This is a genomic window from Amycolatopsis sp. w19 (genome assembly GCF_051373225.1).
GTDB lineage: Bacteria > Actinomycetota > Actinomycetes > Mycobacteriales > Pseudonocardiaceae > Amycolatopsis > Amycolatopsis japonica.
Window position 1 is genome coordinate 136,361 of record NZ_JBPQFM010000006.1, and the last position, 24,849, is coordinate 161,209.

A 24,849-nucleotide genomic window follows, 5' to 3' on the forward strand; every position below is an offset into this window, starting at 1 on the left:
GGTCACTCCTTTCCGGCGCGGTCAGCCGTGTCCGCCGTGGCCGTCGCCGGCCGCCGGGGGTGGGGTCTGGTTCTGGGGCGTCGAAGCGGCCGGGGCGGGTGTGCCCGCGGTGACGACGGTGAACTCGGCGGTGCGGACCTTGCCCTGGTGCTGGAAGTCGAGGAACAGCCGGTACGTCCCGGCCGAGGGGACTTCGGCGAAGAAGGTCACCGTGGGGCCGGGTTTCGTGCGGCCGTCTCCGGGCTCGCCGTCCGGGTGGACGTGCAGGTAGGCGAGATCGCCACCGCGCAACGCCACCAAATGCCCGTAGGCACCCAGGTACGGCTGCAGATCGGTCACGTCACGGCCGTCCTTGGTCACCGTCAAGGTCACCTTCGACGATTTGCCCGGCGCGAGCTCGCCGTCCAGGCGGACCTGGTAGCCGTCGACGTTCGCGACACGCGAGGGCTGGTGCTCGACGGGCTTGAACTCCCCCGCCGCGGCGACGTCGACACCGAGGGTCGAGGCCGAGCCGCCCGTCGGCTTGAAATCCGCGAAGACGCGGTAGCTGCCCGCCTCGGGCAGGGCCAGCGGGACACTCCACACGCCGTCGGGCGCGAGTTCGGGATGCACGTGCTGGAAGCCCGCCGTGTCGCGGCGGACGACGATCAGGTGCATCCGCTTTTCGTGTTCGACGTCGTACGCCGTGACCGGTGCGCCGTCGGGGCCGAGAATCCTGAAGGAGAAGGGCTGGTTCGTCCCCGGCGTGAGCGTCGTGGTGGTGGGCGTGAGGGTGTAGCCGCCCCTGGACGACGCGAGCCCGCCGGGCTCGTCGGTCGGCGCCGCCTCCGCGACGGTGCCGCTGTGAGCGTCCCCATGCCCGGCGTCCTCGCCGCCGGGAAGGCCGGCCGCGCCGGCGAAAGGACCGACAGCGGTGCCTGCGGCCCAGGCGCCACCGGCGACCAGGGCAAGCGCCACACCGTAGGCGGAGAGCTTCGCAACTGTGTTCATCGTGAAGTCCTTAGTGCGGGCCTTGGCCCGCGATCGGGAGCGAACCGCGGATCAGGCGGTCAGCCCGTATCCGGCTTCTTCGACGGCGGCGCGCACATCCGCGACCGCGGGCTCTTGGGAGCCGGTCACGGTCACCGCGCCGGTGGGCAGATCCACGCGGACGCCGGTGACGCCGTCGATCTTGCCGATCTCTTCGGTGACGGAGCGGACGCAGTGGTCGCAGGTCATGCCGGTGACGGTGTAGGTGGTCTCGCTCATTTCTCTTCTCCTTGGAATTCGTTGTGGTGCTTCAGGAACGGACGAGGCGGGCGATGACGTCGGTCGCCTCTTTGATCTTCTCGTCGGCCTCGTCGCCGCCCTTGGCGATGGCGTCGGACACGCAGTGCCTGAGGTGCTCGTCCACCAACCCCAGCGACACCGACTGCAACGCCTTCGTGGCCGCGGACACCTGCGTGAGGATGTCGATGCAGTACTTGTCCTCTTCGACCATTCGCTGCAGGCCCCGGATCTGTCCTTCGATCCGCCGCAGCCGGGTCAGGTATTCGTCCTTGCCTTGCGTGTATCCGTGCATCTCGACCTCCTGACGAGAACTCTACATACCCTAGGGGGGTAGGGCAACAGGCATACCCCCGTGGCGTATGTCACCACCCACTCGCACGACAGCCGCCTTCGACGCGCCACCCCCGGGCGGGCATGATTGGGACGTCCGCGAATCCCGACTCGAGGAGTGAGCGTGGCCGATCACGGCGACGACAAGGAGCGTCAGCTCAAACGCCTGCGACGCGTCGAGGGGCAGATCCGGGGGCTGCAGAAGATGGTCGAGGAGGACAAGTACTGCATCGACGTCCTCACCCAGGTCTCCGCGGCGACCCGCGCCTTGCAATCGTTCTCGCTCGAACTCCTCGAGCGGCACCTGGCGGGCTGCGTCGTCGAAGCCGCCGCGAAGGGTGGCCCCGAGGCGGACAGGAAGATCCGGGAAGCCTCCGAAGCGATCGCGCGCCTGGTGCGCTCCTGACCCTTCGGCACAAAAGAGCGGGCGGGTGACCTCACGTCCCCCGCCCGCTTCTCATTCCGCCCTGGTCGCCGTGAACCCGGTCCGGACATGGGCTCCGTCGCAGAACGGCTTCTTCGCCGAATTCCCGCACCGGCACAGCAAGTGCGTGCGGCCGCTGACCTCGTATTCGTTGTTGTCGTGATCGACCAGCCGGACAGGCCCCTTCACCTGATACGGCCCGTTGTCCACGACCTTGATGACGACGGCCGGCTCACCTTCGTTGTCGGCCATCGCCTTCAGCCGACCACCTCGTAGCCCGCCTCTTCGACCGCGGACCGCACCAGCTGCGCGTCGACCGGCCCCTCACTCACGACGGTCACTTCGCCGGTCGCGATGTCCGCGTCCACGTCGCTGACCCCGGCCACACCGTTCACCGCCGTCGTCACCTTGTTCATGCAGCCCGAGCAGGTCATGCCCTTGACCGTGTACACGGTGGTGTCCATCCGCCTTCACCCTTCGGTTCGAGTTACTTTACCCCCGTAGGGTATAACACAGGGTGCGAGCGCGGCAAAGTCCATGATTCGTTGATCTGCGTCTGACCCGTGCGTGGGCAGGATTCGCTTCGTTCCGGACCGGTGCGAGCGTTGTCGATGAAGGAATTGGGACGTTCACTGTCCCAAATCCTTCATCAACGAATCCAAGCGTGGAGGAGCCAGGACGTTCGACGTCCCGAACCCCTCAGGCTCGACCCACACCAGCGGGTAAGCAAACGAGCCCTCAAGGAGACCTTCACGGACCCGGCCATGCGCCCAATGTGGCATTGGAGACGCTCAGGGCCCCCAATGCCACATTGGAGGCTCTGAGCACCGCGCGAAACTTGCCTCGCTCACCGACACCAGCGGGCAAGCAAAACGGGCCCACTCAAGGAGGCCTTCACGGACAGCTGATACGGGGTAGGGGTTTACAGGTCGGACTTCAGGAGCTCGTCGGCGTCCTTCACCAGCACCATCACGTCCTGATGGCGATCCCACGCCGCCTCGTCGTACCCGGCGAGACGCAGGCCGGGTGCCTCCAGCGCGCGCTGCACCGCCCAGCCGGGCGAGCTGAGCGAGATGCCGTAACCGTCGTTGCCCGCGTAGTCGTTGTAGCCGAACCCGCACGCCTTGTACGCGGCGAGCACGCGGTCGGTGGCACGAGCGTCCAGCCCGTAGTCCTCGCCCGCCTCGGCGCGCATCGCCACCCGGCGGCCGTGCGTGGTGACCACCGCGACGCCGCCGGGAGCCAGCGCGCGCGAGAAGTAGCGCAGCAGCGGACCCCAGTTCGGGGCATCGAGATGAGTCAGCACCGAACCGCACCACAGCAGGTCCACTTCGGTCACCTGCTCGATGTCGTCGACATCCGGGGCGCCGATCACCGCCCGCGCGCCGAACGCCTCCGCGCAACCGGCCAGCGCCGCCTGGTCCATGTCGCACCCGATCAGCTCCGCCGCCGGGAAAGCGGCCCGCAGCGAACGCATCACCCGGCCGTAACCACACCCGAAGTCCAAGACCCGCTTCGGTACCGGCCGCCCCGTGACCTGCAACGCGGCGAGCACCGCACGCAAGGCGTCCCTGGAGACGCTCATGTAGTGCTCGGTGTTGTTGCCCGCGAACATACTGTCGTCTTCGGCGATCGTCGTGCTGACCCCGGCCATGATGCCCGCGACGGTCTCGTCCAACGTCTCGCTCATTCGTCCCCCTGGAAGGTCGGCCCCGCACGGTAACCGTAGCGGGCCCGGATCTCGCGGTCACGAACGGTGGTTCGAATGACCCCTGTGCCCAGTGCCGGGCGCGATCTACCGTCGGGCAAGCGATTTCCGAATTGGAAGGGAACACCATGGCCCGTTTTTCGCGCCTTGTCACGCCGGTCGCGGCGACAGCGCTGATTCTTTTGTCGCAGGTTTTCGCCACGAACGCCAGTGCCGCGGCGGCGGGCGCCGACAGCATCGATGTCGGACCTGTCAGCATGGCCACCTCGATGAACTGCTGGGGTGAACGCAAATCCGTGGGTGACGCGTGGGTCACGCTGAACGGGGACCGCGTCACGGTGCGAGACCACTGTGCCGACGGGAATCCGGTCATGGCCCGGGTGCAGATGACCGTCAACGGAACCCCGCGGCTTTGGACGTGTTACAACCATTCGGGTGGTGGAACCACCAAGGTGTGCGACTTCGATTGGCCCGAAGGATACGTCGGATTCAAAACGGTGATCTTCTTCGCCTGGGACGGTATCCGCGAATACAAAATGGGAACCCTGCGGCACTGGCGCGACGGGTAGGTCCGCCCTCGCCCGCGCCCGTGCGCCACACTGGTGACGGTGATCGGCCTGCGGGGAGGGTGCGGTGGAGTTTCAGGTGCTGGGGCCGCTGCGGGTCCGACGCGACGGGCGGGACGAGGCGCCGGCGGGACGGCTGCAGGGCATCCTGCTCGGGGTGCTGCTCGCGCGGGCGAACCAGCCGGTGCCCGTGGACGTGCTGACCGGCGCGTTGTGGGGCGACCGGCGAGACCCTCGGCACGCGCAGAGGCTGCAGCTCCACGTTCATCGGCTCCGGGGGCTGCTCGCGGAGCCGGAGCGGCTGTCGTTCGGCGAGGCTGGCTACCGGCTGCGGGTGCTGCCGGGTGAGCTGGACTCGGAGCGGTTCGCCTCGCTGTTCGAGGAAGCGCGCGAAGTCGCGGACGAGGATCCGCAAAGGACGGTCGACGTCCTGCGCGGGGCGTTGGGCCTGTGGCAGGGCGACCCGTTCCGCGACGTGGACGTCCCGCTGCTCGCCGACTGGGCGCAGCGGCTCGCCGAGCTCAGGTCGGTCGCGCTGGAGACGCTCTACCAGGCCGAACTCGCCTGCGGGCTGAACGCGGCGATCATCGGCGAACTGACGGAGCTGGTGCGCCGGTATCCGGTTCGCGAGCGGCTGCACGGCCTGCTCATGACCGCCCTCTACCGCGCCGGGCAACAGGCCGAAGCGTTGCAGGCGTATCGCACGGCACGGGACACGCTCGTCGAAGAACTCGGCGTGGACCCGGGGCCCGAGTTGCGTGAACTGCATCAGCGCATGCTCGCGGGCGAGTCGCTGGGGCCGGACGAGAAGGCCCCGCTCGCGAGCGTTCCCGCTCAGCTGCCGGTGGATGTGCGCGGTTTCGTGGGCAGGGACGCCGAACTCGCGGAACTCGACGGCCTCCTCGCCACCGGGGAGACCGCGGTGGTCTCGGCTGTCGCCGGAACCGCCGGAGTGGGCAAGACGGCGCTGGCCGTGCGCTGGGCACACCGGGTGCGGGACCGGTTCCCCGACGGCCAGCTGTACGTCGATCTGCGTGGCTACGGCCCCGACCAGCCGGTCTCGCCGGAAGACGCGCTGGCGGGCTTCCTGCGCGCGCTGGATTTGGACGGTGCGGCGATTCCGCAGGACCTCGCCGAGCGCGCCGCGCGGTTCCGCACCCTCGTCGCCCGGCGCCGGATGTTGATCGTGCTGGACAACGCCCGCACGGTCGAGCAGGTGCGCCCCTTGTTGCCCGGTAGCCCGTCCTGTTTCGTGGTGGCGACCAGCCGCGACGCGCTGGCCGGTCTCGTCGCGCGCGAGGGCGCCCACCGGCTCGATCTCGATCGGCTGCCGGGCGAGGACGCCCGCGTCCTGCTCCGCGAACTGCTCACCGACCGGGTGGACGCCGAATCCGAAGCGGCCGCCGCGCTGGTGGAACGGTGCGCCCGGCTGCCCCTGGCCCTGCGGATCGCCGCCGAGCTGATCCGGTCACGGCCCGCGCGCGGTCTCGGTGAATTCGTCGACGAGCTTTCCCGTCAGCAGGACGCTCTCGATCTGCTGGACGTCGACGGCGATCCGCAGACCGCCGTGCGCGCCGTGTTCTCGTGGTCGTACCGGAAGCTGGACGCGGTGGCGGCCAGGATGTTCCGGCTGCTCGGCCTGCACCCCGGGCACGACACGGACGACCACGCCGCGGCGGCCCTCGCCGGTACCGGGCCGCGCGAGACGCGCCGCGCGTTGGACGTACTGCGACGGGCCCATCTCGTCGATCAGTCTCCCGACGGCCGCTACCGTTCCCACGACCTGCTGCGGGCGTACGCCGCCGAACTCGCCGAATCCACCGACAGCGCGGACGAACGCCAAGCGGCGTCGAGCAGGCTGCTCGACCACTACCTGTTCACGGCCTCGGCCGCGATGGACGTCATCGCGCGAGACGATTACGCCCCGAGGCCGAAAGCGCCCGCACCCCACGGGGAAGCACCGGTGTTCTCGACCTACGACCACGCGTGGCGCTGGCTCGACGCCGAGCGGGCCAACCTGCTGGAGGTCTGCGGGCACGGCGGACCGGCGTCCGTGATCCACCTGTCGGAGACCGTGTGGCGTTACCTCGACACCGGCGGCTTCTACGACGATGCCGATTCCCTGCACACTCGTACGGTCGACGCCGCCCGCGAGCTGGAAGACGAACGCGCGGAAGCGAAGGCGCGACGCGCGCTCGGTGTCACGATGTCCCGCAGGGGCCGGGACCGCGAAGCGATCGACCATCTCGAGTGGGCGATGGCCGCGTTCCAGCGCACCGGGGACGAGGGGTTCGAGGCCGCGACGCTGAGCTTTCTCGGCTGTGTGTACGGGAAGAGGGGCGAGCTGGAGGAGGCCCGTCGCAGATTCGAGCGAGCACTCGCGCTGACCGACCCGGACGAAAGCTGGTATCTGCACTGCGCGGTCAGGATCAACCATTCCCAGAACCTGCTGAGCCTAGGCCTTCCCGAAGAAGCCAAGCGGCATCTCGACGTGGCTTTCGCCCTGTGCCAGGAAAATCACGACGAACACATCGAATGCAACGCGGTCAACCTCCTGGCCAAGATGTATCTCCACAGAGGACACGACGACGATGCCTTCGACCACGCTCAGCGCGGTTTGGCCCTCGCCAGGGCCGCGAGTTTCCGCACGCAGGAAGCCGACTGCCTGAGGGTTCTGGGAGTGGTGCACCGGCGCCGGGGCGACGGCGAACAGGCCTTGCGCCACCACGAGGAAGCGGCGATGCTCGCTCGCGCCCTCGGTGACACGGAAGTGATCACCGAGACGCTCAACGCGCTCGGCGCCACCCACGCGGCCGCGGGACGGCATGCCGAAGCCCTCCACAGTTACGGCGACGCGCTGGCCGTGGCCGCCGAGGCGGGCCACCGCGAGCAACTGGCGCACGCCCACGCCGGTATCGGCGACGTCCACGCCGAACGGGGCGAGCACGACGAGGCACGCCGGCACTGGCTGCGAGTACTCGACTTCTACCGCGACCTCGACGTCCTTCAGGCCGCCGAAATCCGGGCGAAGCTCAGCCGTTCGGGCCACGGCTGAACGGGTTCCGCGGGTCGCGAAGCCACTATCGGGACATCCCAGACCGCCGAGGGCCCGGATCGTCGTCCCAGTCCGGCTCGAAATCGAACTGCCGGGGCCTCCGTGAACTCGGCGGCGCGAAGGCGTTGCGACGGTCTTCCGCCCTGCGCCGGATCGCGGCGACGCGTTTGTGCCAGCGTTGTGTCAGGGCCGCGGACCGCTCCGCGCCGGCCTTCTCCGCCGCGTAGCACCGCTCGGCCCTGGCCGCGATCCGGTGCCGGTTGCCCTCGATCCGGTCGGCGAACCGCGCGCGCATCCGCTCGATGCGCTCCTCCCCCGTCATCGCGGCATCACCTCCCGCCGCCCGCCGGCACTTTCCCGCGCGCCCTGTTCGAGCATTTCCCGCATCACGCCGAGGATCTCCTCGAACCCCTCATCGGTGGCGTCGCAGACGTCCCAGAACGCCTCGACCTTCGTCTCCACCACCGGCACCAGGTTGCCGTCGCACCACTCGGACGCCGACTGCCGGACTTCGGCCTTGACGTCGTCGCTGATGTTCAGGCACTCCTGGTCGGCCGGAATGCCGAACTGCGAGGCCACATAAAGGATGTCCTCGTCGCTCGCCCCTCCCTTGGCGACCGTGACCAGCCGGTCGACGATGTCCGGCACGATCCCGTTGATGGCCGGCGAGAACAGGCCGTTCACCGTCTGTGCCTTGGTCACGCACAACTGCTCCAATGCGCCGCGGACCTCGGTCAGCACCTTGCCGGCGTTGTCGAGCTCCTTCATCAAGGCCCTGGCCCGGTCCACCGCGTCGTCGTAGCGCGACGACGCGGTGTCCGCGGCCTCCCCCTCCCATTCGGCGAACAAGTCGCCCTGGGCCGTGATCAGCTCGTCGACATGGTGCTGGAGGCGGCCGGCCGCCTGTACGTACTGGTCGGCCTGGAGGCGGATGCGTTTGAACTCCACTTCACGCTGCTCGCCGTACCGGGCCTTGAAGACCCACTTGTCCGCGAACGGGTTTCCGGTCAAGGACGTGCCGCCATCGCCCGAACCACGAGAGGCCGCCCTGGATCCGCCTCCCCCGCTTCGGTATCGGCAGTACTTCCCCCAGAACAGCTTGAAGAAGTCCAGGCCGACCTCGCCGGAGTCGAAGATCTCCTTCGAGCTCGCGGCGCCGGAACCGCCGGTCGCCTTCAGGTTGTCCGCATAGGACTGGAGCCGATGGGCGTTCTCTCGCTGCTCGTCCAGATCGTCCGCGTACCTGCGCTCGTGCTCCGCCTGGTCGATCGCGGCCTGCATGTCCGCGCTCGGGTTGCCGGATCCGGGCAGCGCGCCCGGGCCACCGGGATGCTCCTCGCCGTACGTCGCGATGGTCGCGGCGTCGTTGACCGCCTGACTCAAGGCGCCGTTGTTGATGGCGTTCGCGGCGTAGTTGTCCACGTACTCTTGGGCGTCGTACTCCTCGATGTACTCCTTGACCTCTTCCGGCACGGTGTCCGGGTCGTACCCGGTCCGTTCCTGGATGAGGACGTCACCCCAGATGTACCCCGTCGCGTAGTCGTAGCTCCACGCGGCGATGAGCTCCCGTTTCGTCTCGTCGGAGACGTCGGGGTCGTCGAGGATCGCCCTGATCTCCTCGTCGGTCGGGCTGACCTGGCCGTTCTCCCCCGCCGGCCGGTACCTCGCCTTGGCCTCGTCCCACCAGGCCATCACTCGCCCCTGTCACGCAGGGCGTCGAGCCGTGACGCGAAGTCCGACTCGGTGTCCCCGTAGACACCGGCGGACTCCCGCAGCAAGCTGGCGATCTCGTCGATGTCGCCGACCAGCCGGACGGCGGCACTCGCCAGTTCCCCGTTCGCGGCGACGTACGCGGCACCGTGTTCCCGGTAGCGGTCGCCGCCGAAGTCCGGCTGCGCCACCACGGTGTGCGCCACCTGCCCGCTCACCGACCGAAGCCCCGTACCGATGGTCCCGAGCTCGTCACTCACGTCCAGCAACTTCGCTGGATCGACTTCGTACCCCACGCGATCCCCTCTCGTCCCTGCCCCTTCGAAGAGGTTAGGAACGCGGCTTTCACGCGGCTTTCATCCGCGTGAAAGCGCCTGGGGTCGTCAGCGTCTGCGGGTAGGAGTGGAGCGGCGCGGGGTCGTCGGGCGCTTCGCGGTCGTCGGGGCGCGGTAAGTGGTGGTCCGTGTGGTCTCGGGGGTGATCCGGGTCGTGGTGGTCGCCGGGGTCTGCGGCGAGGCCGTCGTGACCGGACCGGTCGTCGCCGGAGCCGTCGTCGGGGTCGTCAGCGAAGTCGTCGCCGGGGGCACCACCTGGCCTCGCCCCTGCCCGCCCCCGGAACACGCGCCGAGCAGCGCAACCACGCCCACGACCAGCCCACATAGCCACACCCGCATGGCGCGGACCTTAACAGTCCGCCGCCCGGGGATCCGGCCGAACGACCGAATCCCACCCACCCCTCGGCTAGACCGCGGCTCGCAGGCGATACAGCTCGGCCAGCGTGGCGCCCTCGGCGCCGATGTCCGCGCCGTTCTCCGTGCCCAGCCACGTGGCCGCCTCGTCTCGCGGCAGCGGGCAGACCTCGATCTCCGCGAGGCAGCGGCCTGGCCGGACCACCGCCGGATGCAGCCGCGCGACGTTCTCGTTCGTGGTCAGGCACACCAGGATGTCCAGGCCCTGGCCGAGCAGTCCGTCGGTCAGGTTGAGCAGGCGGGACAGGGCCTGCCCGGAGTCGCGCTTCGCGTCCGCGCCGACGAGTTCGTCGCAGTCTTCGAGGATCAGCAGACGCCATTTCCGCTTGTCCGCTCGCTCCTCACCGAGCACCACCGAGGTCAGGTAGCCCGGATCGGCGAACAGGACCTCGGGGTCGAGGACGTTGTCGACCTGGCACCAATCCCGCCATTCGTGCGCGAGCGCGCGCACGGCGGTCGTCTTGCCGGTGCCCGCGGGGCCGTGGAGAAGGATCAGCCTGCCGGTGATGTGCTCCGGGCGCGCCGCCATGAGCGTGTCGAGCGCGGTCACCGCCGAGCGCGGGTAGTTGCCGCGGATCGCCTGCCACGGCGGCAAGTCCATCGTCCTGGGCGCGCGCACGCCGGCGCCACCGCACCCCTGCACGTGCCAGAATCCGACCGGTACGGCCGATTCCCCGGGCACCCCCGTCCGCGCGGTTCCGACCGCGGCCGCGAGCACCTCTTCCGCCAGGTCTCCGGAAGTGGCGCATACGCACACGGTCGCGGCACCGGCGCGGCGGCGCATCGCGACGAGTGTCCACTCGGGACCGTAGGCGAGATGCGAGTGCCGACCGTCCAGTTCGTACGTCAGATCCGCGGTGACGCCCGGGGGCAGCAGTGTCGCGTCCGGTGAGACCTCGGTGATTTCGGCGGCCCGTGCATGCGGCTTCGCCCCGGTGATGAACGGTTCCATGGCCAGCGCGTTCAGCACGCCTTCCATCGGAACGTTGCCACCGAAGAACATTCCACGATCAAGAGACCGGGGTAACTCCGTTGTCCTTGCTGTCACCCCATCACGGTCCATCGCGCGAGGCCGGCGCACATCAGGGACCGTCCCCGATTCACCCCTGACAGGGATCTTCGCCGGACCGCCTGTCCGCCACGATCGCCGGGATGATTGTCTCTGAGCTGACATTGGACCATTCGCGGAAGGAGGTGCGCGGTGAGCGATGACGGCTTCATCGAGGTGATCGCCCGCGAAGTGGAGGCCGACCCCGGTAATCTGGCGCTGCGTGAGGACTTCATCACGCTGCTGCTGGAACAGGACCCGGACCGCGCCGCCACCGAACTGACGGCGTTCGAGGCCCACGGCGGTGATCAGGCGCGGATCCGCCTGCTGCGCGCCCGGCTGATGGCGGCACGGTTGCGGACCTCGGCCCCACCGCCCGCCGAGGCCGTGGCGGCCCCGTCCGATGAGGACCGTCACGCCGTGAGCGCCACCGCTTCGGAGTCGCTGTGGGACACCGAGCGTCCGGCGGTGACGCTGGCCGACGTCGTGGGGCTCGCCGAGGTCAAGCAGCATCTGAACACCGCGTTCCTGACTCCGCTGCGCAATCCCGAATTGGCGGCGGCGTTCGGGCAGAAACCGGGCGGATCGCTGCTGATGTACGGCCCGCCCGGCTGCGGCAAGACGTTCATCGCCAGGGCGATCGCCGGCGATCTCGGCGCGTCCTTCATCCACGTGACCCTCGCGGACCTGCTCAGCAAATGGATCGGTGAGAGCGAGAAAGCGATCCAGAGCGTGTTCCGCCACGCTCGCGCGGCGGCACCGTGCGTGATCTTCTTCGACGAGTTCGACGCGCTCGGCGGACGGCGCACCTCCGGTGGCGGCGGTTCGCAGGCGATGCGGATGCTCGTCACCCAGCTCCTGGAGGAGCTCGACGGCGTGGCGGGCGCGAACGACGGGGTCTATTTCCTCGCCGCGACCAACCGGCCGTGGGACATCGACTCCGCGCTGCGCCGTCCGGGCCGGATCGACAAGACGGTGCTGGTGCTGCCACCGGACGCGGTCGCCAGGGCGGCGATCGTCCAGGGCACGCTGGACGGCAAGCCCGCCGACGATGTCGACGTCGTGGCCGTCGCGGCGGCGACCGAGGGGTTCTCCGGTGCCGATCTCAGCCACCTGACGACCACCGTGCTGCAGCAGGCGATGGTCGAGTCGATGAGCAAGGGCGAGCTGGTACCGGTCACGACCGGCGCGCTGCTCGCCGCCGTCCGCGGCATCACCCCGTCCACGACATCCTGGTTCGACCAGGTGGCGCCGGTGCTGGAGTTCGGCGTCGACGACGGCACCTTCGACCAGCTCCGGGCGTACCGGGTCAAGCGAGGCATGCGATGAGCGACACCGATTCCGTGGAACGGACCCTGGACCTGGCCTGGGAACTCCTCGAAGCCCAGCCGACGCATCCCAAGATCCCCGAACTGGCGCTGCAGGTGCTCGTGGCCCAGCCGGAGCGGAGCAGCGCGACGATGGTGCTCGCCTATCACCGCGAGTCCTGCGGTGACCCGGACGAGGCCCGGCGTCTGTACGTCGGGATCACCGCCCGCCGCGACAGCCAGTTCATCTGGGCGGCTCGTTCGCTGCGGCGTCTGGCGTTTGCCGAGCACGATCACGCCGAGGCCCTGCGGTGGGCGCATATCGTGCTCGCCGAGACCCAGGAGGACTGGGACGACTGGATGAAGCTGGGCTCCGCCCAGGCACTCTCCGGTGAGCACGAGGACGGGTGGCGCCAGCTCGACGAGGCGGTCGCATTGTGCGCGCGGACGGCTCCGGGCGCCCTCCCCAAGGCGCTGGGGAGGCGTGCGGAGTACCTGCTGGAGAGCCTCGCCCCACCCGAGCGGTTCATCGCTGCTGCCGAGGAGGCCATCCGTGTCGACGCGGCGGACTCCTGGATCGCGATGATGCTCGGCTGGTCCTACCTGGTGCAGTACCGGTTCGACGACGCCGAACAGCTCGGCCTGCGGCTGCTGCGCGAGGATCCGACCGATGACCTGGCGCAGAGCCTGGTCGGGTCCGCCCGGGAGATGCTGCGGATCGTCGACAAGGCCCAAGCCCAGGACATTTCGCTGGACGACATCCGCGGCACCGGGACGATCGAGCTGGCGTGGCGGCAGCTCCGCGACCAGAAACTCGGCATCGACCTGGCTTCCGCGCTGGCGGCCTTGGACGCCGTGCTGCCCGCCGACCTGAGTGCCGCGCTGCGGCCGGGAATCTCGGTCGGCGACCTGGCCGAGGGCGACAAGGTCGGCTCCATGGTCGCGGAGGACATGGTGAGCTGGCACGACGGCCAGCAGCCCGGCTCCGGTGCGCTGTGGGGCCTGGACGAGCCGTTCCGCCTGATGTCGGCCGCGGAGATCATCGCCATGGACGCCGCGATCGACGCCGACCAGGCGGGCCATCCGGAGTGGCCGGAGAACGAGCTCTGGGAACAGGTGATGACCGACGACGACGGCGCGTACCTGGTCGCCGTCGCGTTCGGGGCGCTGGTCAAACGCCGTCCCGGAGTTCCCGACGAGCCGGTCGCCGAGTCGATGGCCGACTGGATCTGGGACCGGGTGGCCGGGTTCGGCGGGCGCGATCCGCGCCCGGCACCGCTGAAGACCGATCCGCTTCCGGCGCCCGGGACGCCGCTGACCGGCGTCATCGTCACGATGTGCGCCACACTGGGCGAGCCTGAGGACTCCCCGGCCTACGCGGAACTGCGGCGGCTCTTCCCCGGCTCGACCGTCCGGCGGAGTGAGCTGGTCCCCGACGAGCCGAGCGCCGACGGCGTCTACATCGAGGCGCTCGACGGGCTGGTGACGAGGGTCAGTGTCGATGTCGGGGTCTGCCCGGACGCGGGCCGGCTGATCTCCGGGCTCGACCTCGCCGGGCATCGTGGGTCCGTCGATGCTTACGTGCGGGAGCATGGAGCCGTTCCGCACAACAGCTGGGTGAACCGTGCCAATGGCGAAGCCACGGTCGTCTACGACTTCGCCGGGAATCGGCTCGGCTTGACCTGGGCGGACGGGAGTATCGCCCGGATCTACGTCACCGGTGCCTGAGCGGCGGCGGGTGCCGTTCTGGAGCTCGCCGTTTTCCGGCGACGGGTCGGAACAGTGAGCCTTATCGACGGTTTCAGGCGGAAGCACAGCCCTCCGGGCATGACCGCCCGTCGCCGCATTTCGGCAACGCACCGGAACAGCGGGACTTGTCGGCTCCGACTAGGTCCAGCCTCCGTCACGCACAACTCGCCTGCCGCCGTTTCCGGCGACGGGCCGGAACGCTGAAGCCCAGCCCATCGTCGCTTTTCGACGACGGACTCAGAACGGTGGCGGTTCGTCGGCTGCCGGGCGGGGTTCGGAAGGCCGGAACAGCGGGACTTCTCGGCTCCGACTGGGTCCAGCCCCGTTACGCACAACTCACCTGCCGCCGCTTTCCGGCGACGGGTCGGAACGCTGAAGCCCCCCGTTGCCGTTTCCGGCGACGGACTCAGAACGGCGGTGGCTCGTCGACTGCCGGGCGAGGTCCGTGAAGCGGTGGTGGTGTGCTGTCGTAGCGCTGCCCGGTGGGCGTGGTGATCGTCAGAGTGCCATCGGATGCGAGGTGGTAGGTCCAGCCGGGTTCGTCTTTCAACCGGTGATCTCGGCGGCAGAGGTCGATGAGGTCGGTGTCGGCGGTGTGCCCGCCGTGTTGCCACGGCACCGCATGATCGAGGTCGCACGCCTGCGCCGGGCGGTGACAGCCGGGTCTTCGACATTCACGGTCCCGCACCCGCACGAACTCGGCCAAACCCACTGTCGGCCGGTACCGGTCCCGACCCAGATCCAGAACCTGCCCGGAGAGCGGGTCGGTGATGATCCGCCGTAACACAGTGTTCTGACCGGCGGCGATATGCCTGGCCAGTGCGGCGGGGATCGTGCCGTGCCCGGCCAGTTCCGCCGGATCGTCATTCAGGCCGAGATAGGTGAACAGATCCGTGTACAGGAACACTTCGCTGCGTTCACTCGCCCCGCCCTGGCCACCGAGCAGCAGATCGAGCGCGACATCCGCCCGCAACTGGTCAAGAGTACGAGTCTCACCACCAGCCCTGAGAGCCCGCGCTTCACGATCGATCCGCTGATAAGCAGCAGCGACCTTCTCCACCGGCCCATCCTCGACCTCGATCGACGCCACCCCGGTCTCACCATGCCGCAACGACAGACGCCGCCCCTCACGATGCCGCTCAGCCCGTTTACCCGCGCCCTCGGGATCGATGGTGTTCGCCGCATGGTTGGCTGCCTTCCGGACCTGATCCGGGTTCTTGTCCCCGATCCGATCCTCCAACAACGCGTCCACCGCTTGAGCATCCTCGTCGGACAGCCACGCGGTGGCCGTCGCGACCTTCATCGCGCTGAACCCGGCGAGCTTCCCCTCATCCATCAGATTCAACGTCCGGGGCAGCCGGGTGGTCAGCGCGTCCGCGGCGGCGACCAGCGCACCCGCATGATTGTCCACAAGGGACAACTCAAGCGCGACCTCCTGCGCCACACTCCGCACGCCCTCACGATGCCGGTTCAACTGCGCCAACGCCCGGAACCGCACCGCCTCCAAGCGCGCGATCCCGGCCGACGCGGCCTGCGCCAACGCCACGGAATCCTTGTCGTCCAACACAATCGCGGCATCGTTCACCGCAGCCAGCACCTCGGGATCGGTGAGGCCTTCCAAAAGCGCCACAGGCGCGGAATGAGTATCCACCCCACGAACATACGACCCACCACCGACAATTCCCGGCCCCACGAGAGACAGAGGCATTGCCGATTTTCGGCAATGCCTCTGCGCCACGACAAGGTCTGTATCACCGGCAAATAACGTGAAACCAATTCCGGCAATGAGGACGCCGTCCCCGCCGAGATGGCGAAACTGCCGGGCGATCGGCCGCAGAGTGATCAGCCGCGAGCGACCTCGCTCGCCGTGGTGAACTCGTATCCTTGCGCCCGCAGCCCGAGCACCACCGTGTTCAGGTGTTCCAGCGGCAGGAACGGGTGGAAGAAGAAGCTGGCCACGTTGTCGCGGACCACCTTGGACTTCGCGCCGTCGGCGAGCAGGTCGGCGGGCAGCCGGGCCGGATGCTGGTTGAACGGCTCCGGAGCGACGTGGTCCAGATTCTCGGGGATCACCACGGCGCCATAGACATCCCTTACCGGGTAAGGAAAGTACTGACCGTACTTGTTCTGATAGGACACCGTCGAGGTCGAGCCGCAGGCACCACGCGGGCAGTATCCCGCGAAATAGCTGCCCTGGTCGTAGCGCGCCGCGAAGTGCGAGCCGACCTCCTTGTAGTCCACCGCGGAACCACCGTAATGCGGGAACTCGAACACTTCCGGCTCGGGCAGCCCGACCCGGCGGAACTCGCCGAGCCCGGTGGCGATCCGCCCGCGGAACCATTCCGCGGAATCGCCGGGGACCGGGCCGGTCTCCACGACGTGGTTGTTCTTGTCGACGATCGCCGTGTAGAACTCGTAGTCCGCCGCGCTCGCTCCGCCATAGGGGTTCGCCAGTTCCTCGAACTGATGGCTGTAGCCGTGCATGATCAACGTCGCGCCGCGCCGGATCGCGTGGTGCAGCGCGTCCACCAAGGCCGGGCTGTCCACGAGCCGCGCGAACGTCGGCCTGCCGCCGTTGGCCACACCGTGCGGATCCGCGTAATACGGGTAGACCGCGAGCGAGAACGGGATCCCTTGCCCTCCAAGGAGATCGGCGATCCGGTGGATCTGGCCCGCGTCGGTGCGCGGGCCGATGTCCTCGATCCGCACGAGCGCACGGTGCCGTTCCGCGGTCTTCGGCGCGAGCGTGCCGAGCAGGATGTCGGCGGCGGCGAGGTACCGGTCACCCTCGTTGACGTAGGAGAACGGCGCCTCCGCGACGTAGGTGAAGTTCCCTGAGCGCACCGCCCACGGCGTGTGCTCGCCGGCCGTGACGCTGTCCGCGAGCACCTCGTTGACCGCCGGGTTTTCCCGCCGCACCAAAGGAACCGAGCCGATCTCGGGATTGCGTTCGAGCGACACGTTCTTGTAGCGGACCTCGGTGGGCGAGGTCGGCGTCCGCCCCGACGGCGTCCAGCCCCAGCGCGCCGTGACACCCGGGTCGTGCGCCACCAGGCGGTCGACGTTCTCCCCCAGCCAGACGACCGGCACCTTCGCGGTCACCACGTCCGCGAGCAGTGCGGCGGGCAGCACGGCGTCGCTGATCGAACCGACGTAGACCAGCGCCTGGTATCCGCCGATCTCGCCCGCCCGGTAGTCCGCCGCGGCACGCATCGTCCAGCCGCCCGCCCGCGAGACCAGGTTCGCGGTCTGCATCGCGAACGCTTCGGCCATACCGGCTTCGTCCGCGTCGGCGGGCGGATTCGGCGCGTCCCGTTCACCCGCGTCGTAGACCACCAGCGTCCGGTGGGCGCGGTTCCCGCCGGGGCCGGGGCTGCCGGCTTCGCTGCTCATCGCCAGCCGGTCGCCGAGCGAAACCGGCGCCGCCGCGGGCGAAGCGAGGATCGCGCTCGCCGGGCGCGTGTACACGACCAGCAGTACCAAACCGGTCGCGACGACGACCGCCAGCACCGCGAACCGCAGCCCGGCCGGGGTACGCCGTCGCCTGTCCGCCTTGCGCTTCCGGGTCATACCAGCACACCCCCGGACACCGCGGCGAACTCGTCCACCGGCTCGGCGCTCAGCCCGAGCAGCCTGGCCAGCGCGCGCTCGGTGCGTGACGAGGCCCTTCCGTCGCCGAAGGGATTGCCCTCGCCCATCATCGCCGCCCTCGCCCGCGGGTCGGTGAGCAGTTCCGACGCCGCCCGCACGATCAGCTCGCGATCGGTACCGACCAGCCGCGCACAACCCGCGTGGACCGCTTCCATCCGTTCGGTGACCTCGCGCAACACCAGCACCGGCACCCCGAACGTGGGCGCCTCCTCCTGGATCCCGCCGGAGTCGGACAGCACCAGCGTGGCGGCCGCGAGCACACCGGCCAGTTCCTCGTACCTCAGCGGCTCGGTGACCACCACGCGAGGCAGGCCGCCCAGTTCCTCGTCGACCAGCTCGCGTACGGCCGGGTTCGGATGCGCGGGCAGGACCACGGACACGTCGGAATGGCGGGCGACCAGTTCGGTGACCGCGCGCAGCACCTGGCGCAGGGGTTCGCCCCAGGACTCGCGGCGGTGCGCGGTGACCAGCACCAGCCGCTCGCCGCGGGCGGCCGCTTCCACCGCCGCGGCGACCCGCTCGTCCTGGAAGTCCACCGCGCCGCGGTCGGCGATCGCGCGGATCGCGTCCACCGATGTGTTGCCGGTGACCAAGATCCGCTCGGCGGGGACCTGCTCACGAAGCAGGTTGTCCGCCGCGGCCGAGGTCGGCGGAAGATGCAAGGAGGCGGCCTGGGTGACCAGCCGCCGGTTCAGCTCTTCCGGGAAGGGCGCGGCCAGATCGAACGAACGCAGGCCCGCTTCCAGGTGCACCACCGGAACCCGCCGCCAGAACGCGGCGAGCGTGCCGGCCAGTGTGGTCGTGGTGTCGCCCTGGACCACCACCGCCGCGGGCGGTTCACGTTCGGCCAGCGCGTCCAGGCCGGTCAGCATCTGGCCGAGCAGTTCGGGCTGGCCGCCGTCGCGGCGGTGCAGCGGCAACGTGACGTCCGCGCGGACGCCGAACGTCTCCAGCGCCTGGTCGACCATCGTCGGATGCTGCCCGGTGGCGACCAGGCAGGGCTCCATCCGCCCTGCCTCGGCGATCGCTTCGGCGACCGGCGCCAGTTTGATCGCTTCCGGCCGGGTACCCATCACGAGCCACACCCGCGGCCGTGTCGCTTCGTTTTCGCGTTGATTCCAAACCATGACTCCCCCAAGGTTCGAATGATTTTTTCGCGATTCCGCGCACTTCTCATGATCATTTGTGCGGTGCGCTGTGCCCGATGCGACGCAGAGTGGTTCTGTCCGGTTCCCGTCGAATTTCCTCACCCGATCGAGGGAACCGCGAGGTGACTCTTCACGTCGTAGTCGAGGATGCGGGATCGGCCGGGGGGCCCGACGCATCACGCACAATCCTTTACACACAAGGGTTTGAGCACGCTCATTTTGGGGGAGAAATGTCTGTCATCCGAATCGGACCGGCAGTCGGCGCCACCGCGACCTTGGGGGTCGCCGCAGGGGCGGGCGCCTGGCCGCTCTTGTCACTCGCCGCGTTCATTCTGTTGCTTTTCGCGATTCGCTCGATTCTCGTGCGCATCGCACCCGCGCCGGAAAGGGGGAATTAGCGAAATGGAAACCAGCCTGTCCGTCATCGCCACCATCATGGTCGGCGTGCTGATCTGGTGGCCGTTGCAGAACCTCGTCCTCGCGGTGTTCGCCTGGCGGTCCCCGCAACGGCCGCGCAGTGTACGCCGGACGCCGGATCCCGTGCCGTTCTGGATCGTCATCCCGGCGCTGAACGAGGAACGCGTCATCGCGAACACGGTGCGCAACGCGCTGGCCACCGGGACCCGGTACACACCGGTCCGCGTCGTGGTCGTGGACGACGCCTCGGACGACGCGACGCCGCATATCCTCGCCGGTATCAGGGATCCGCGACTGCACGTGCTGCGCCGCGAACTGCCCATCGCCCGGCAAGGCAAGGGCGAAGGCCTCAACACGGCGTACCGCTACATCCTCGAAATCGCTCGCCGGGAAGGCACGGTCGAGCAGACGATCGTCGGCATCGTGGACGGCGACGGCCGGTGCAGTGAGGGGATGCTCGACGAGATCGCCGAATTGATGGCGGAGAAGAACGTCGGCGCCGTGCAGTGCCGGGTGCGCATCCACAACCGGCACAAGACGTTGGCACTATTGCAGGATCTGGAATTCGGCGCCATCGCGGACTCCGCGCAATCCTTGCGCGATCTGGTCGGCAGCGTCGGCCTGGGCGGCAACGGCCAGTTCACCCGGCTGTCCGTCCTCGCCCGGTTCCATCCCGGACCGTGGTCGGCCTGTCTCGTCGAAGACCTGGAACTCGGTCTGCGCCTGCATCTTGCCGGGATCCGCGTGCGCTACACGAAATCCGCGTGGGTCACCCAGCAGGGCCTGACCGACGTGAAACGGTTGCTGCGTCAGCGAACCCGGTGGGCGCAGGGCAACCTGCAATGTTTCCGGCACCTGCGCAAGCTGACCACGTCGCGGTTCGTCAGCGGTCTCGGCCTGACCGACTTCCTGATCTACCTGCTCTCGCCGTGGCTGACCGTGCCCATGTCGCTGCTGCTGGTCGGCCTGGTCGCGGCGTCCGCGATCGCGCTGGTCACCGGGAGCACGCTCGGCGGCCTGGTGGCCACTGTGGACACTCTGCCGACGTCGGCCGCGATGCTGGTCGGGCTGGCCATGCTGCCGAGCCTGCTCTGGGGCTTGGTCTACTGGGTCCGGCTCCGCGACGAGAACATCCTGCGGTGCCTGTTCGCCGGGTTGCTCTATCCATGGTTCCTGGCGCTGGGCATCATCGCGACGTGGCGCGCGCTGTTCCGGCTGATGTCCGGCCGCAACGGCTGGGCGAAGACCGAACGGCTGGCCGAAGACGGCCAAGCCACGCCACCGATGCCGCCGACGCCGCCGATGCCGGTTCCGATGGCGGCCCCCGTGCGGCTCCCGCTGCCGCGGCCCACCGCGCCGCCGGTGACGGTCGACCCGAGCGTCACCCAGCCGATTCCCGCGGCGGCGCTGGCCGCCGCCGAGCCGACCCGGCCGGTCCCGCATCCGCCGGCCGAAACCGAACCGACCCAACGACTGGAGCGGGTGTGATGGAAGGCCGGCACCGGCGCCGCCGGAAACGGAACAGGATCGTTCTCGTCCTGGCGGCCGCCGGGCTGGCCCTCGCCGCGGCCTCCACCATCGACCGCGACGGTGCCGGGAAGGAGTCGTCCGCCGGGTGGTACGTGACCGTGTACTACACCGCCGTCGAGTCGCATCACCACGACGACCCGGTGCCGGTCACCGGCTGCCTGGTGCTCGACTGCGAACGCGGCGAAGACCCGCTGGGCAGCTATCCCGAAGACTTCGTGCAGGCCGTCGAGGACGAAGGCACCGGCCGGATCGTCAGCGGCCGCCACGCCGGCCGGTACCTGAACTGGTCGCACGACACCGGTTTCTGGCTGGACGACGCGCCCCGCGACAGCCACGGCCGTCCGCTGGAACCCTTCGTCTCCGCCGCCGCGGATCCGGCCGTCCTCGCCGCGGGCCGCGAACTGCGGATCACCGGCTGCGGCACCGCGGAGGACGGCACGGCGATCGACCGGGGTGTCTGCGACCGGCTGCGGTCCGCCTCCTGGCGGATCATGGACGAGTTCACCCCGGGGCTCGGCGGAGACCGGCACATCGACGTCTACCTCGGCGAAGAAACCGGGCCGGACTTCACTTCCGACCCGCTGTACTCGTCGCTGCACAACGCCACGCTGGAGCTCAAGAGGCCTTGACCTCCGCCAGCGCGCGTTCGCGTACCTCCCGCACGACCCCGGACCGCGTGAACGCGGACGAAACGGCGCTCAGCCAGGCACTTTCGTCCCGTGCGCTGGGATGCGGCCCCGCCGGGTGGTTCGGCCAGCTCCGGCCGGCCTCCCGCATCACCAGCGCCGCCGCGAGTTCGGCGGCGGCGCGCGTGGGTTCGTCGACGGGGGTGCGCAGCCAGTCCCCGAGCTGAGGCGGGACGTGTGCCCGCAAGGCGAGCAGGCCGTCACGGATCTCGATCACCCTGCGGTACAAGGTGAATTCGAGGTCGTGCCGCACGGGCAGCGCGATCTGCGGGTGGGCGGCGACGAGTTCCTTCCACAACGGTGTCACGGCCCGGATCCTGCGCCACGCGCGCGCCAGCCGGAGCGCGCCGTCCCAGGTGGTGCACAGTCCGCCGAGGACCCACAACACCATCGCGCAGAGCCCGACCAGGCGGGCGCGGGGCAGGAAGTCGAGGTCCGCGAGGTCGGTGATCTCCAGCCACAGCGAGGGAAGCCCGGAGAACAGCGCCCAGCCGATGGTGACCACCGCGGCGCAGATCAGGATCCGCAAGCCCGTCCGGAACGCCCCTCGTGGACGGCCCGCGGCGCTGCGGACGAGCGTGCGGATGAACAGCACCAGGCACGTGACCGCGTACGTCGTGAGGATCACCTGATACGCCACGATGCTGAAGCGCCATTGGAACTCAGATGTGCCGGCCTCGGACCGATGCGGCGCGAAGTCCAGGTAGCACACCACCATCAGGGTCCAGCAGACCGCGATCGGCCAGAACGGCGTCGGCTTCTCCGGCGACCGGGTGCTGCGGACCAGTTGCAGCAACGCGCGCATCGCGAGCAGTTGCAGCGCGTTGGTGACCAGCCGCGGGAGCAGTTCGTCGCCGAGCAGCCGGACCGTGCCCTCGGCCGAGACGGCGAGGGCCACCGCCATGCTGAGGAAGAACGTGGCCAGATACCTCGGCCCGGTGCGGACCGTCATCAGCCGGGTGAGGCCGATCAGCGCCAGCAGCGCGGCGGACAGGTAGCTGATCATGAACCGAGGGCGTGGCGCAGCCGATCGTTCTCCGGCCCGGTACGCGCGGCGCGGCGCATGAGCAGCGAAGCGACGAGTTCGGCTTCCTTCTCCTGTTCCCGCGCGTAGGTGGTGCGGCCGAGGACGCGGCGGACCAGGTCCACCGACAGGCTGGGCGCGACGATCTCCGCGATCGCCTCCGGCCGCACCTCGCCTTCGACGTGCCCGCAGAGCAGGTGACCGAGTTCGTGCAGCAGGATGTGCCGCTGGTGCAACGGGGACGTGTCCCGCGTGTAGAACACGTAGTCCGCCCGATCGGTGGCCGCGAGCACCCCGCACGGCGCCCCCGGCCGCGCCTCGAGCGGCACCAGTTCGATGGGCCGCCCCCGCATCGCCGCGACCTCGCCGAACAACGTGGTGACGTCGAACGGCTCCGGCAGCCGCACACCGCCGGCGATGCGCTCACATCTGCGCCAGAGCGCACTCTTCCTGCCCAGCATGGCTACTCCCCCTGGTCACGCTTGGACTCGCGCCGCTTGATCGCCTCGACGATGTCGGTCACGGTGCCGAGCCCCTCCTCGGACAGCGTCACCGCACGCAACGCCAGGTCGCGCACCGCGCTGTTGCGCAACGCTCCCAGCAATTCGACCTCCTCGGCAAGGGCCCTCCCCTGTTCGTCGTCGAAGAAGTACGCGGGCGGGACCTGGAAGAACGCCGCGAGCGCTTCGAGGTGCCGTTTGGTCGGGTTGTCCCGGCGGCCGGTCCGCAGTTGCCACAGGTAGGCGGCGGAAAACGACTCGCCGGTGCTCTCCCGGCAAGCCCGCGCCACCTCCTCGTGGCTGTGCTGCTCGCCGCCTGCCCGCCGGACCACCTGGAAGAGGCGGTCGATCCGGTCGGTGAGCGTGGTCGCCCGTGGTTCGGCCATCTTCACCTCCGTTAGCTGAAATGAATGAGTTGTGGCGCTTCGTTCATCTGGGTTGACAGCCCGAAGGCCGTCGCTCTACGGTTTCCACGTTAGCTGAGATGAATGACCAAGGGGAGTCGGTCGATCCTGGCTGACAACCAGAAGGGGGATCTCCCATGAAGAAGATGCTGACCGCGGCCGCTCTGGTGGTGGCCGCGGTGACCATGTCGGCGCAGCCCGCGCTCGCCGTGGAGACCGGGGATTTCTACGCCACCGGCATCGGCCCGGGACCGTCGGCCGCCGTCGCGTCGGCGGAAAAGGTCGCGCGCTTGTACGCGCGCAACACGGGCTGGCAGGACTCGCAGTGTTACGTCCGAGGCTCCGACATCCGGTCGCACTTCGACTACTACAGCGCGCGCGTCTGGCTCTACTGCCAGCGCTGAAACCAGGAGGGGAAAACATGAACAGAACGATCGCCCGCGCCACGGGGGCCGCCGTGGTCCTCGCGGGACTCATGACACTCGCGCCGTCGACGGCGAGCGCCGAGGAGACCCGGGCGTTCCTCGGGACCACGGTGGAGAAGACGTCGGCCTCGGCCAAGCGGACGGCGTTGCAGCAGGCCTACGACCACGCTTCCGCCTACGGGTACACGCAGGACCAGTGCGTGATCATCCACCTGTACTCGGTGAAGATCAGCTTCGTGATGTACCGGGGTGAAGCCGGGATCCACTGCACGAAGTAGGCGGGTCCGTGAGGGCCTCCTTGAGGGACTCACCCACGGTGTGACCGGCGGTCGAGTATGGCGGATCGGGACGGTGAAGGTCAGGAACCCTCCACACTCGGTCTCGTTGATGAGGGATTTGGGACGTTGAACGTCCCAAATCCCTCATCAACGGCGTCCGGTCGAGTCTCAAGCCCGGTTTGGAAGGCACTCCCCAGGGTCGCCGCTCCATCCGGCGCCTGGGACATCGGGTCGCCCATGGGAGCCGTGCCAGGTGTCCCCAATGTGGCATTGGAGACGCTCAGTGTCCCCAATGCCACATTGGGGACACTGAACCCAATCGCTCACGTCCCCGCAAGGAGGCCTACACGGGCGTCACGTCCGTGTAGCAGGCTAGGTTGGCCGGGTGAGTCTTCTCGACGACGTGGCCGAACGCGACGGCTGGCGATGCTGGGTGTGCGACGAACCGGTCGACCCGGACATGTCGGTGAACGACCCGCGGGGCCCGAGCGTCGACAGCCGGACCGCGGACCGGAAGGCCAAGATCGCCGAGCGGCTCGCGCACCGCGGCTGCAACACCCGCAAGGGCGCGGTCAAGGTGGTCATCGCCTGGCCGGACCGGCTGCACGTGGTCGAGCCCGCGCCGCTGATCACCGTCGCCGGGCGGCTGGAACGCAAGGGAGGCCGCGAAATGGTGGCCCGTTGCCCGACGAAACAGGACGCGCAGGAGGCCGCCGACTGGCTGGTGGACCGCTTCTCCCGGCTGGTGCCGGGATTGCCGGTGACCGCCGCCGTCGAGCCGGGCGGCGGCCAGTTCCTCGTCATCCTGGCCGCGGGCCGTCGCTGACCGGATAACCCGTTCCTCGCCTTCGCGCAAGCCCTGAACAAACCA

General features: G+C 69.1%; 27 protein-coding genes. 10 read left to right on the top strand and 17 right to left on the bottom strand.

Annotated features, from left to right (window positions below):
- Positions 1–21: 21 nt before the first annotated feature.
- The 3 genes from ACSMFO_RS15445 to ACSMFO_RS15455 are packed head-to-tail and all read right to left on the bottom strand — an operon-like array spanning position 22 to position 1,561.
- Positions 22–990: a hypothetical protein gene (locus ACSMFO_RS15445; protein WP_436459106.1), complete on the bottom strand. Its 969-nt coding sequence runs from the start codon at positions 988–990 to the stop codon at positions 22–24.
- A 51-nt stretch (positions 991–1,041) separates the two neighbouring features.
- The gene (locus tag ACSMFO_RS15450; RefSeq protein ID WP_436459107.1) at positions 1,042–1,248 is read right to left on the bottom strand and encodes a heavy-metal-associated domain-containing protein; all 207 of its coding nucleotides are present in this window, start codon (positions 1,246–1,248) and stop codon (positions 1,042–1,044) included.
- 31 nt (positions 1,249–1,279) lie between these two features.
- The gene (locus ACSMFO_RS15455; RefSeq protein ID WP_436459108.1) at positions 1,280–1,561 is read right to left on the bottom strand and encodes a metal-sensitive transcriptional regulator; all 282 of its coding nucleotides are present in this window, start codon (positions 1,559–1,561) and stop codon (positions 1,280–1,282) included.
- A 162-nt stretch (positions 1,562–1,723) separates the two neighbouring features.
- On the opposite strand from ACSMFO_RS15455, the gene ACSMFO_RS15460 reads away from it, so the two are divergent.
- Positions 1,724–2,005 carry a metal-sensitive transcriptional regulator gene (locus tag ACSMFO_RS15460; protein ID WP_436459109.1) on the top strand — a complete coding sequence of 94 codons (282 nt, stop codon included), beginning with the start codon at positions 1,724–1,726 and terminating at the stop codon, positions 2,003–2,005.
- Positions 2,006–2,056: 51 nt separating this feature from the next.
- Here ACSMFO_RS15460 and ACSMFO_RS15465 read toward each other — a convergent pair whose 3' ends face one another.
- From ACSMFO_RS15465 to ACSMFO_RS15475, 3 genes are all read right to left on the bottom strand, one after another.
- Positions 2,057–2,275, bottom strand: coding sequence for a CDGSH iron-sulfur domain-containing protein (locus ACSMFO_RS15465; RefSeq protein WP_436459110.1), 219 nt, complete (start codon positions 2,273–2,275; stop codon positions 2,057–2,059).
- A gap of 5 nt (positions 2,276–2,280) precedes the next feature.
- Complete coding sequence (locus ACSMFO_RS15470) at positions 2,281–2,487, bottom strand: heavy-metal-associated domain-containing protein (RefSeq protein WP_038518125.1); 207 nt, start codon at positions 2,485–2,487, stop codon at positions 2,281–2,283.
- Between the two features lie 458 nt (positions 2,488–2,945).
- Positions 2,946–3,713, bottom strand: coding sequence for a class I SAM-dependent methyltransferase (locus ACSMFO_RS15475; protein WP_436459111.1), 768 nt, complete (start codon positions 3,711–3,713; stop codon positions 2,946–2,948).
- Positions 3,714–3,859: 146 nt separating this feature from the next.
- Here ACSMFO_RS15475 and ACSMFO_RS15480 point away from each other — a divergent pair, with 146 nt between their 5' ends.
- Together ACSMFO_RS15480 and ACSMFO_RS15485 are read left to right on the top strand one after the other, a co-directional pair.
- On the top strand, positions 3,860–4,300 hold the full coding sequence (locus tag ACSMFO_RS15480) for a hypothetical protein (RefSeq protein ID WP_436459112.1): 441 nt from the start codon (positions 3,860–3,862) through the stop codon (positions 4,298–4,300).
- A gap of 64 nt (positions 4,301–4,364) precedes the next feature.
- Positions 4,365–7,352, top strand: coding sequence for a BTAD domain-containing putative transcriptional regulator (locus tag ACSMFO_RS15485; RefSeq protein ID WP_436459113.1), 2,988 nt, complete (start codon positions 4,365–4,367; stop codon positions 7,350–7,352).
- A gap of 25 nt (positions 7,353–7,377) precedes the next feature.
- On the opposite strand, the gene ACSMFO_RS15490 is transcribed toward ACSMFO_RS15485, so the two are convergent.
- The 5 genes from ACSMFO_RS15490 to ACSMFO_RS15510 all read right to left on the bottom strand — a co-directional run bounded on the left by ACSMFO_RS15490 (position 7,378) and on the right by ACSMFO_RS15510 (position 10,790).
- On the bottom strand, positions 7,378–7,674 hold the full coding sequence (locus ACSMFO_RS15490; protein ID WP_436459114.1) for a hypothetical protein: 297 nt from the start codon (positions 7,672–7,674) through the stop codon (positions 7,378–7,380).
- Positions 7,671–9,044, bottom strand: coding sequence for a WXG100 family type VII secretion target (locus ACSMFO_RS15495; RefSeq protein ID WP_436459115.1), 1,374 nt, complete (start codon positions 9,042–9,044; stop codon positions 7,671–7,673). The genes ACSMFO_RS15490 and ACSMFO_RS15495 overlap by 4 nt, the downstream gene beginning before the upstream one ends.
- Entirely contained in the window at positions 9,044–9,358 is a 315-nt protein-coding gene (locus ACSMFO_RS15500) for a WXG100 family type VII secretion target (protein WP_436459116.1), read from the bottom strand. Before ACSMFO_RS15500 ends, ACSMFO_RS15495 begins: the two co-directional genes overlap by 1 nt.
- Before the next feature lie 87 nt (positions 9,359–9,445).
- Entirely contained in the window at positions 9,446–9,736 is a 291-nt protein-coding gene (locus ACSMFO_RS15505) for a hypothetical protein (protein ID WP_436459117.1), read from the bottom strand.
- 67 nt (positions 9,737–9,803) lie between these two features.
- Complete coding sequence (locus ACSMFO_RS15510) at positions 9,804–10,790, bottom strand: DUF5925 domain-containing protein (RefSeq protein ID WP_436459118.1); 987 nt, start codon at positions 10,788–10,790, stop codon at positions 9,804–9,806.
- A 222-nt stretch (positions 10,791–11,012) separates the two neighbouring features.
- On the opposite strand from ACSMFO_RS15510, the gene ACSMFO_RS15515 reads away from it, so the two are divergent.
- Positions 11,013–12,188 carry an ATP-binding protein gene (locus ACSMFO_RS15515; RefSeq protein ID WP_436459119.1) on the top strand — a complete coding sequence of 392 codons (1,176 nt, stop codon included), beginning with the start codon at positions 11,013–11,015 and terminating at the stop codon, positions 12,186–12,188.
- On the top strand, positions 12,185–13,894 hold the full coding sequence (locus ACSMFO_RS15520; RefSeq protein WP_436459120.1) for a tetratricopeptide repeat protein: 1,710 nt from the start codon (positions 12,185–12,187) through the stop codon (positions 13,892–13,894). The genes ACSMFO_RS15515 and ACSMFO_RS15520 overlap by 4 nt, the downstream gene beginning before the upstream one ends.
- Before the next feature lie 427 nt (positions 13,895–14,321).
- Here the strand turns inward: ACSMFO_RS15520 and ACSMFO_RS15525 are convergent, their stop codons facing one another.
- The 3 genes from ACSMFO_RS15525 to wecB form a co-directional block, all read right to left on the bottom strand.
- A complete protein-coding gene (locus tag ACSMFO_RS15525) occupies positions 14,322–15,545 on the bottom strand; it encodes a DUF222 domain-containing protein (protein WP_436459122.1) in 1,224 nt (407 codons plus the stop codon).
- Between the two features lie 212 nt (positions 15,546–15,757).
- Positions 15,758–17,485, bottom strand: a complete 1,728-nt coding sequence (locus ACSMFO_RS15530; RefSeq protein ID WP_436459124.1) for a DUF2334 domain-containing protein — start codon at positions 17,483–17,485, stop codon at positions 15,758–15,760.
- A complete protein-coding gene (wecB, locus tag ACSMFO_RS15535; RefSeq protein WP_436459126.1) occupies positions 17,482–18,639 on the bottom strand; it encodes a non-hydrolyzing UDP-N-acetylglucosamine 2-epimerase in 1,158 nt (385 codons plus the stop codon). Before wecB ends, ACSMFO_RS15530 begins: the two co-directional genes overlap by 4 nt.
- A gap of 477 nt (positions 18,640–19,116) precedes the next feature.
- Here wecB and ACSMFO_RS15540 point away from each other — a divergent pair, with 477 nt between their 5' ends.
- Complete coding sequence (locus tag ACSMFO_RS15540; protein WP_436459128.1) at positions 19,117–20,619, top strand: glycosyltransferase family 2 protein; 1,503 nt, start codon at positions 19,117–19,119, stop codon at positions 20,617–20,619.
- A complete protein-coding gene (locus ACSMFO_RS15545) occupies positions 20,619–21,290 on the top strand; it encodes a hypothetical protein (protein WP_436459130.1) in 672 nt (223 codons plus the stop codon). The genes ACSMFO_RS15540 and ACSMFO_RS15545 overlap by 1 nt, the downstream gene beginning before the upstream one ends.
- On the opposite strand, the gene ACSMFO_RS15550 is transcribed toward ACSMFO_RS15545, so the two are convergent.
- From ACSMFO_RS15550 to ACSMFO_RS15560, 3 genes are read right to left on the bottom strand one after another with little or no spacing between them, the layout of a single operon-like run.
- Positions 21,277–22,353: an MAB_1171c family putative transporter gene (locus tag ACSMFO_RS15550; RefSeq protein WP_436459131.1), complete on the bottom strand. Its 1,077-nt coding sequence runs from the start codon at positions 22,351–22,353 to the stop codon at positions 21,277–21,279. The two genes, ACSMFO_RS15545 and ACSMFO_RS15550, sit on opposite strands and share 14 nt — an antisense overlap.
- Positions 22,350–22,832 carry an ImmA/IrrE family metallo-endopeptidase gene (locus ACSMFO_RS15555; RefSeq protein ID WP_073847821.1) on the bottom strand — a complete coding sequence of 161 codons (483 nt, stop codon included), beginning with the start codon at positions 22,830–22,832 and terminating at the stop codon, positions 22,350–22,352. The genes ACSMFO_RS15550 and ACSMFO_RS15555 overlap by 4 nt, the downstream gene beginning before the upstream one ends.
- Positions 22,833–22,834: 2 nt before the next feature.
- Positions 22,835–23,257, bottom strand: coding sequence for an XRE family transcriptional regulator (locus ACSMFO_RS15560; RefSeq protein WP_436459134.1), 423 nt, complete (start codon positions 23,255–23,257; stop codon positions 22,835–22,837).
- A gap of 155 nt (positions 23,258–23,412) precedes the next feature.
- Between ACSMFO_RS15560 and ACSMFO_RS15565 the strand changes: the two genes are divergently transcribed.
- From ACSMFO_RS15565 to ACSMFO_RS15575, 3 genes are all read left to right on the top strand, one after another.
- Positions 23,413–23,679, top strand: a complete 267-nt coding sequence (locus ACSMFO_RS15565) for a hypothetical protein (protein WP_038518165.1) — start codon at positions 23,413–23,415, stop codon at positions 23,677–23,679.
- A gap of 17 nt (positions 23,680–23,696) precedes the next feature.
- On the top strand, positions 23,697–23,978 hold the full coding sequence (locus ACSMFO_RS15570) for a hypothetical protein (RefSeq protein WP_037346464.1): 282 nt from the start codon (positions 23,697–23,699) through the stop codon (positions 23,976–23,978).
- Between the two features lie 385 nt (positions 23,979–24,363).
- On the top strand, positions 24,364–24,804 hold the full coding sequence (locus ACSMFO_RS15575) for a hypothetical protein (protein WP_037346462.1): 441 nt from the start codon (positions 24,364–24,366) through the stop codon (positions 24,802–24,804).
- Positions 24,805–24,849: the final 45 nt, after the last annotated feature.

Excerpts from the sequence above, each read along its gene's own strand:
- ACSMFO_RS15445 (WP_436459106.1), bottom strand. The coding sequence starts at position 990 with ATGAACACAGTTGCGAAGCTCTCCGCCTACGGTGTGGCGCTTGCCCTG.
- ACSMFO_RS15450 (WP_436459107.1), bottom strand. The coding sequence starts at position 1,248 with ATGAGCGAGACCACCTACACCGTCACCGGCATGACCTGCGACCACTGC.
- ACSMFO_RS15455 (WP_436459108.1), bottom strand. The coding sequence starts at position 1,561 with ATGCACGGATACACGCAAGGCAAGGACGAATACCTGACCCGGCTGCGG.
- ACSMFO_RS15465 (WP_436459110.1), bottom strand. The coding sequence starts at position 2,275 with ATGGCCGACAACGAAGGTGAGCCGGCCGTCGTCATCAAGGTCGTGGAC.
- ACSMFO_RS15470 (WP_038518125.1), bottom strand. The coding sequence starts at position 2,487 with ATGGACACCACCGTGTACACGGTCAAGGGCATGACCTGCTCGGGCTGC.
- ACSMFO_RS15475 (WP_436459111.1), bottom strand. The coding sequence starts at position 3,713 with ATGAGCGAGACGTTGGACGAGACCGTCGCGGGCATCATGGCCGGGGTC.
- ACSMFO_RS15480 (WP_436459112.1), top strand. The coding sequence starts at position 3,860 with ATGGCCCGTTTTTCGCGCCTTGTCACGCCGGTCGCGGCGACAGCGCTG.
- ACSMFO_RS15490 (WP_436459114.1), bottom strand. The coding sequence starts at position 7,674 with ATGACGGGGGAGGAGCGCATCGAGCGGATGCGCGCGCGGTTCGCCGAC.
- ACSMFO_RS15495 (WP_436459115.1), bottom strand. The coding sequence starts at position 9,044 with ATGGCCTGGTGGGACGAGGCCAAGGCGAGGTACCGGCCGGCGGGGGAG.
- ACSMFO_RS15505 (WP_436459117.1), bottom strand. The coding sequence starts at position 9,736 with ATGCGGGTGTGGCTATGTGGGCTGGTCGTGGGCGTGGTTGCGCTGCTC.
- ACSMFO_RS15510 (WP_436459118.1), bottom strand. The coding sequence starts at position 10,790 with ATGGAAGGCGTGCTGAACGCGCTGGCCATGGAACCGTTCATCACCGGG.
- ACSMFO_RS15520 (WP_436459120.1), top strand. The coding sequence starts at position 12,185 with ATGAGCGACACCGATTCCGTGGAACGGACCCTGGACCTGGCCTGGGAA.
- ACSMFO_RS15530 (WP_436459124.1), bottom strand. The coding sequence starts at position 17,485 with ATGACCCGGAAGCGCAAGGCGGACAGGCGACGGCGTACCCCGGCCGGG.
- wecB (WP_436459126.1), bottom strand. The coding sequence starts at position 18,639 with ATGGGTACCCGGCCGGAAGCGATCAAACTGGCGCCGGTCGCCGAAGCG.
- ACSMFO_RS15540 (WP_436459128.1), top strand. The coding sequence starts at position 19,117 with ATGGAAACCAGCCTGTCCGTCATCGCCACCATCATGGTCGGCGTGCTG.
- ACSMFO_RS15545 (WP_436459130.1), top strand. The coding sequence starts at position 20,619 with ATGGAAGGCCGGCACCGGCGCCGCCGGAAACGGAACAGGATCGTTCTC.
- ACSMFO_RS15550 (WP_436459131.1), bottom strand. The coding sequence starts at position 22,353 with ATGATCAGCTACCTGTCCGCCGCGCTGCTGGCGCTGATCGGCCTCACC.
- ACSMFO_RS15555 (WP_073847821.1), bottom strand. The coding sequence starts at position 22,832 with ATGCTGGGCAGGAAGAGTGCGCTCTGGCGCAGATGTGAGCGCATCGCC.
- ACSMFO_RS15560 (WP_436459134.1), bottom strand. The coding sequence starts at position 23,257 with ATGGCCGAACCACGGGCGACCACGCTCACCGACCGGATCGACCGCCTC.
- ACSMFO_RS15565 (WP_038518165.1), top strand. The coding sequence starts at position 23,413 with ATGAAGAAGATGCTGACCGCGGCCGCTCTGGTGGTGGCCGCGGTGACC.
- ACSMFO_RS15570 (WP_037346464.1), top strand. The coding sequence starts at position 23,697 with ATGAACAGAACGATCGCCCGCGCCACGGGGGCCGCCGTGGTCCTCGCG.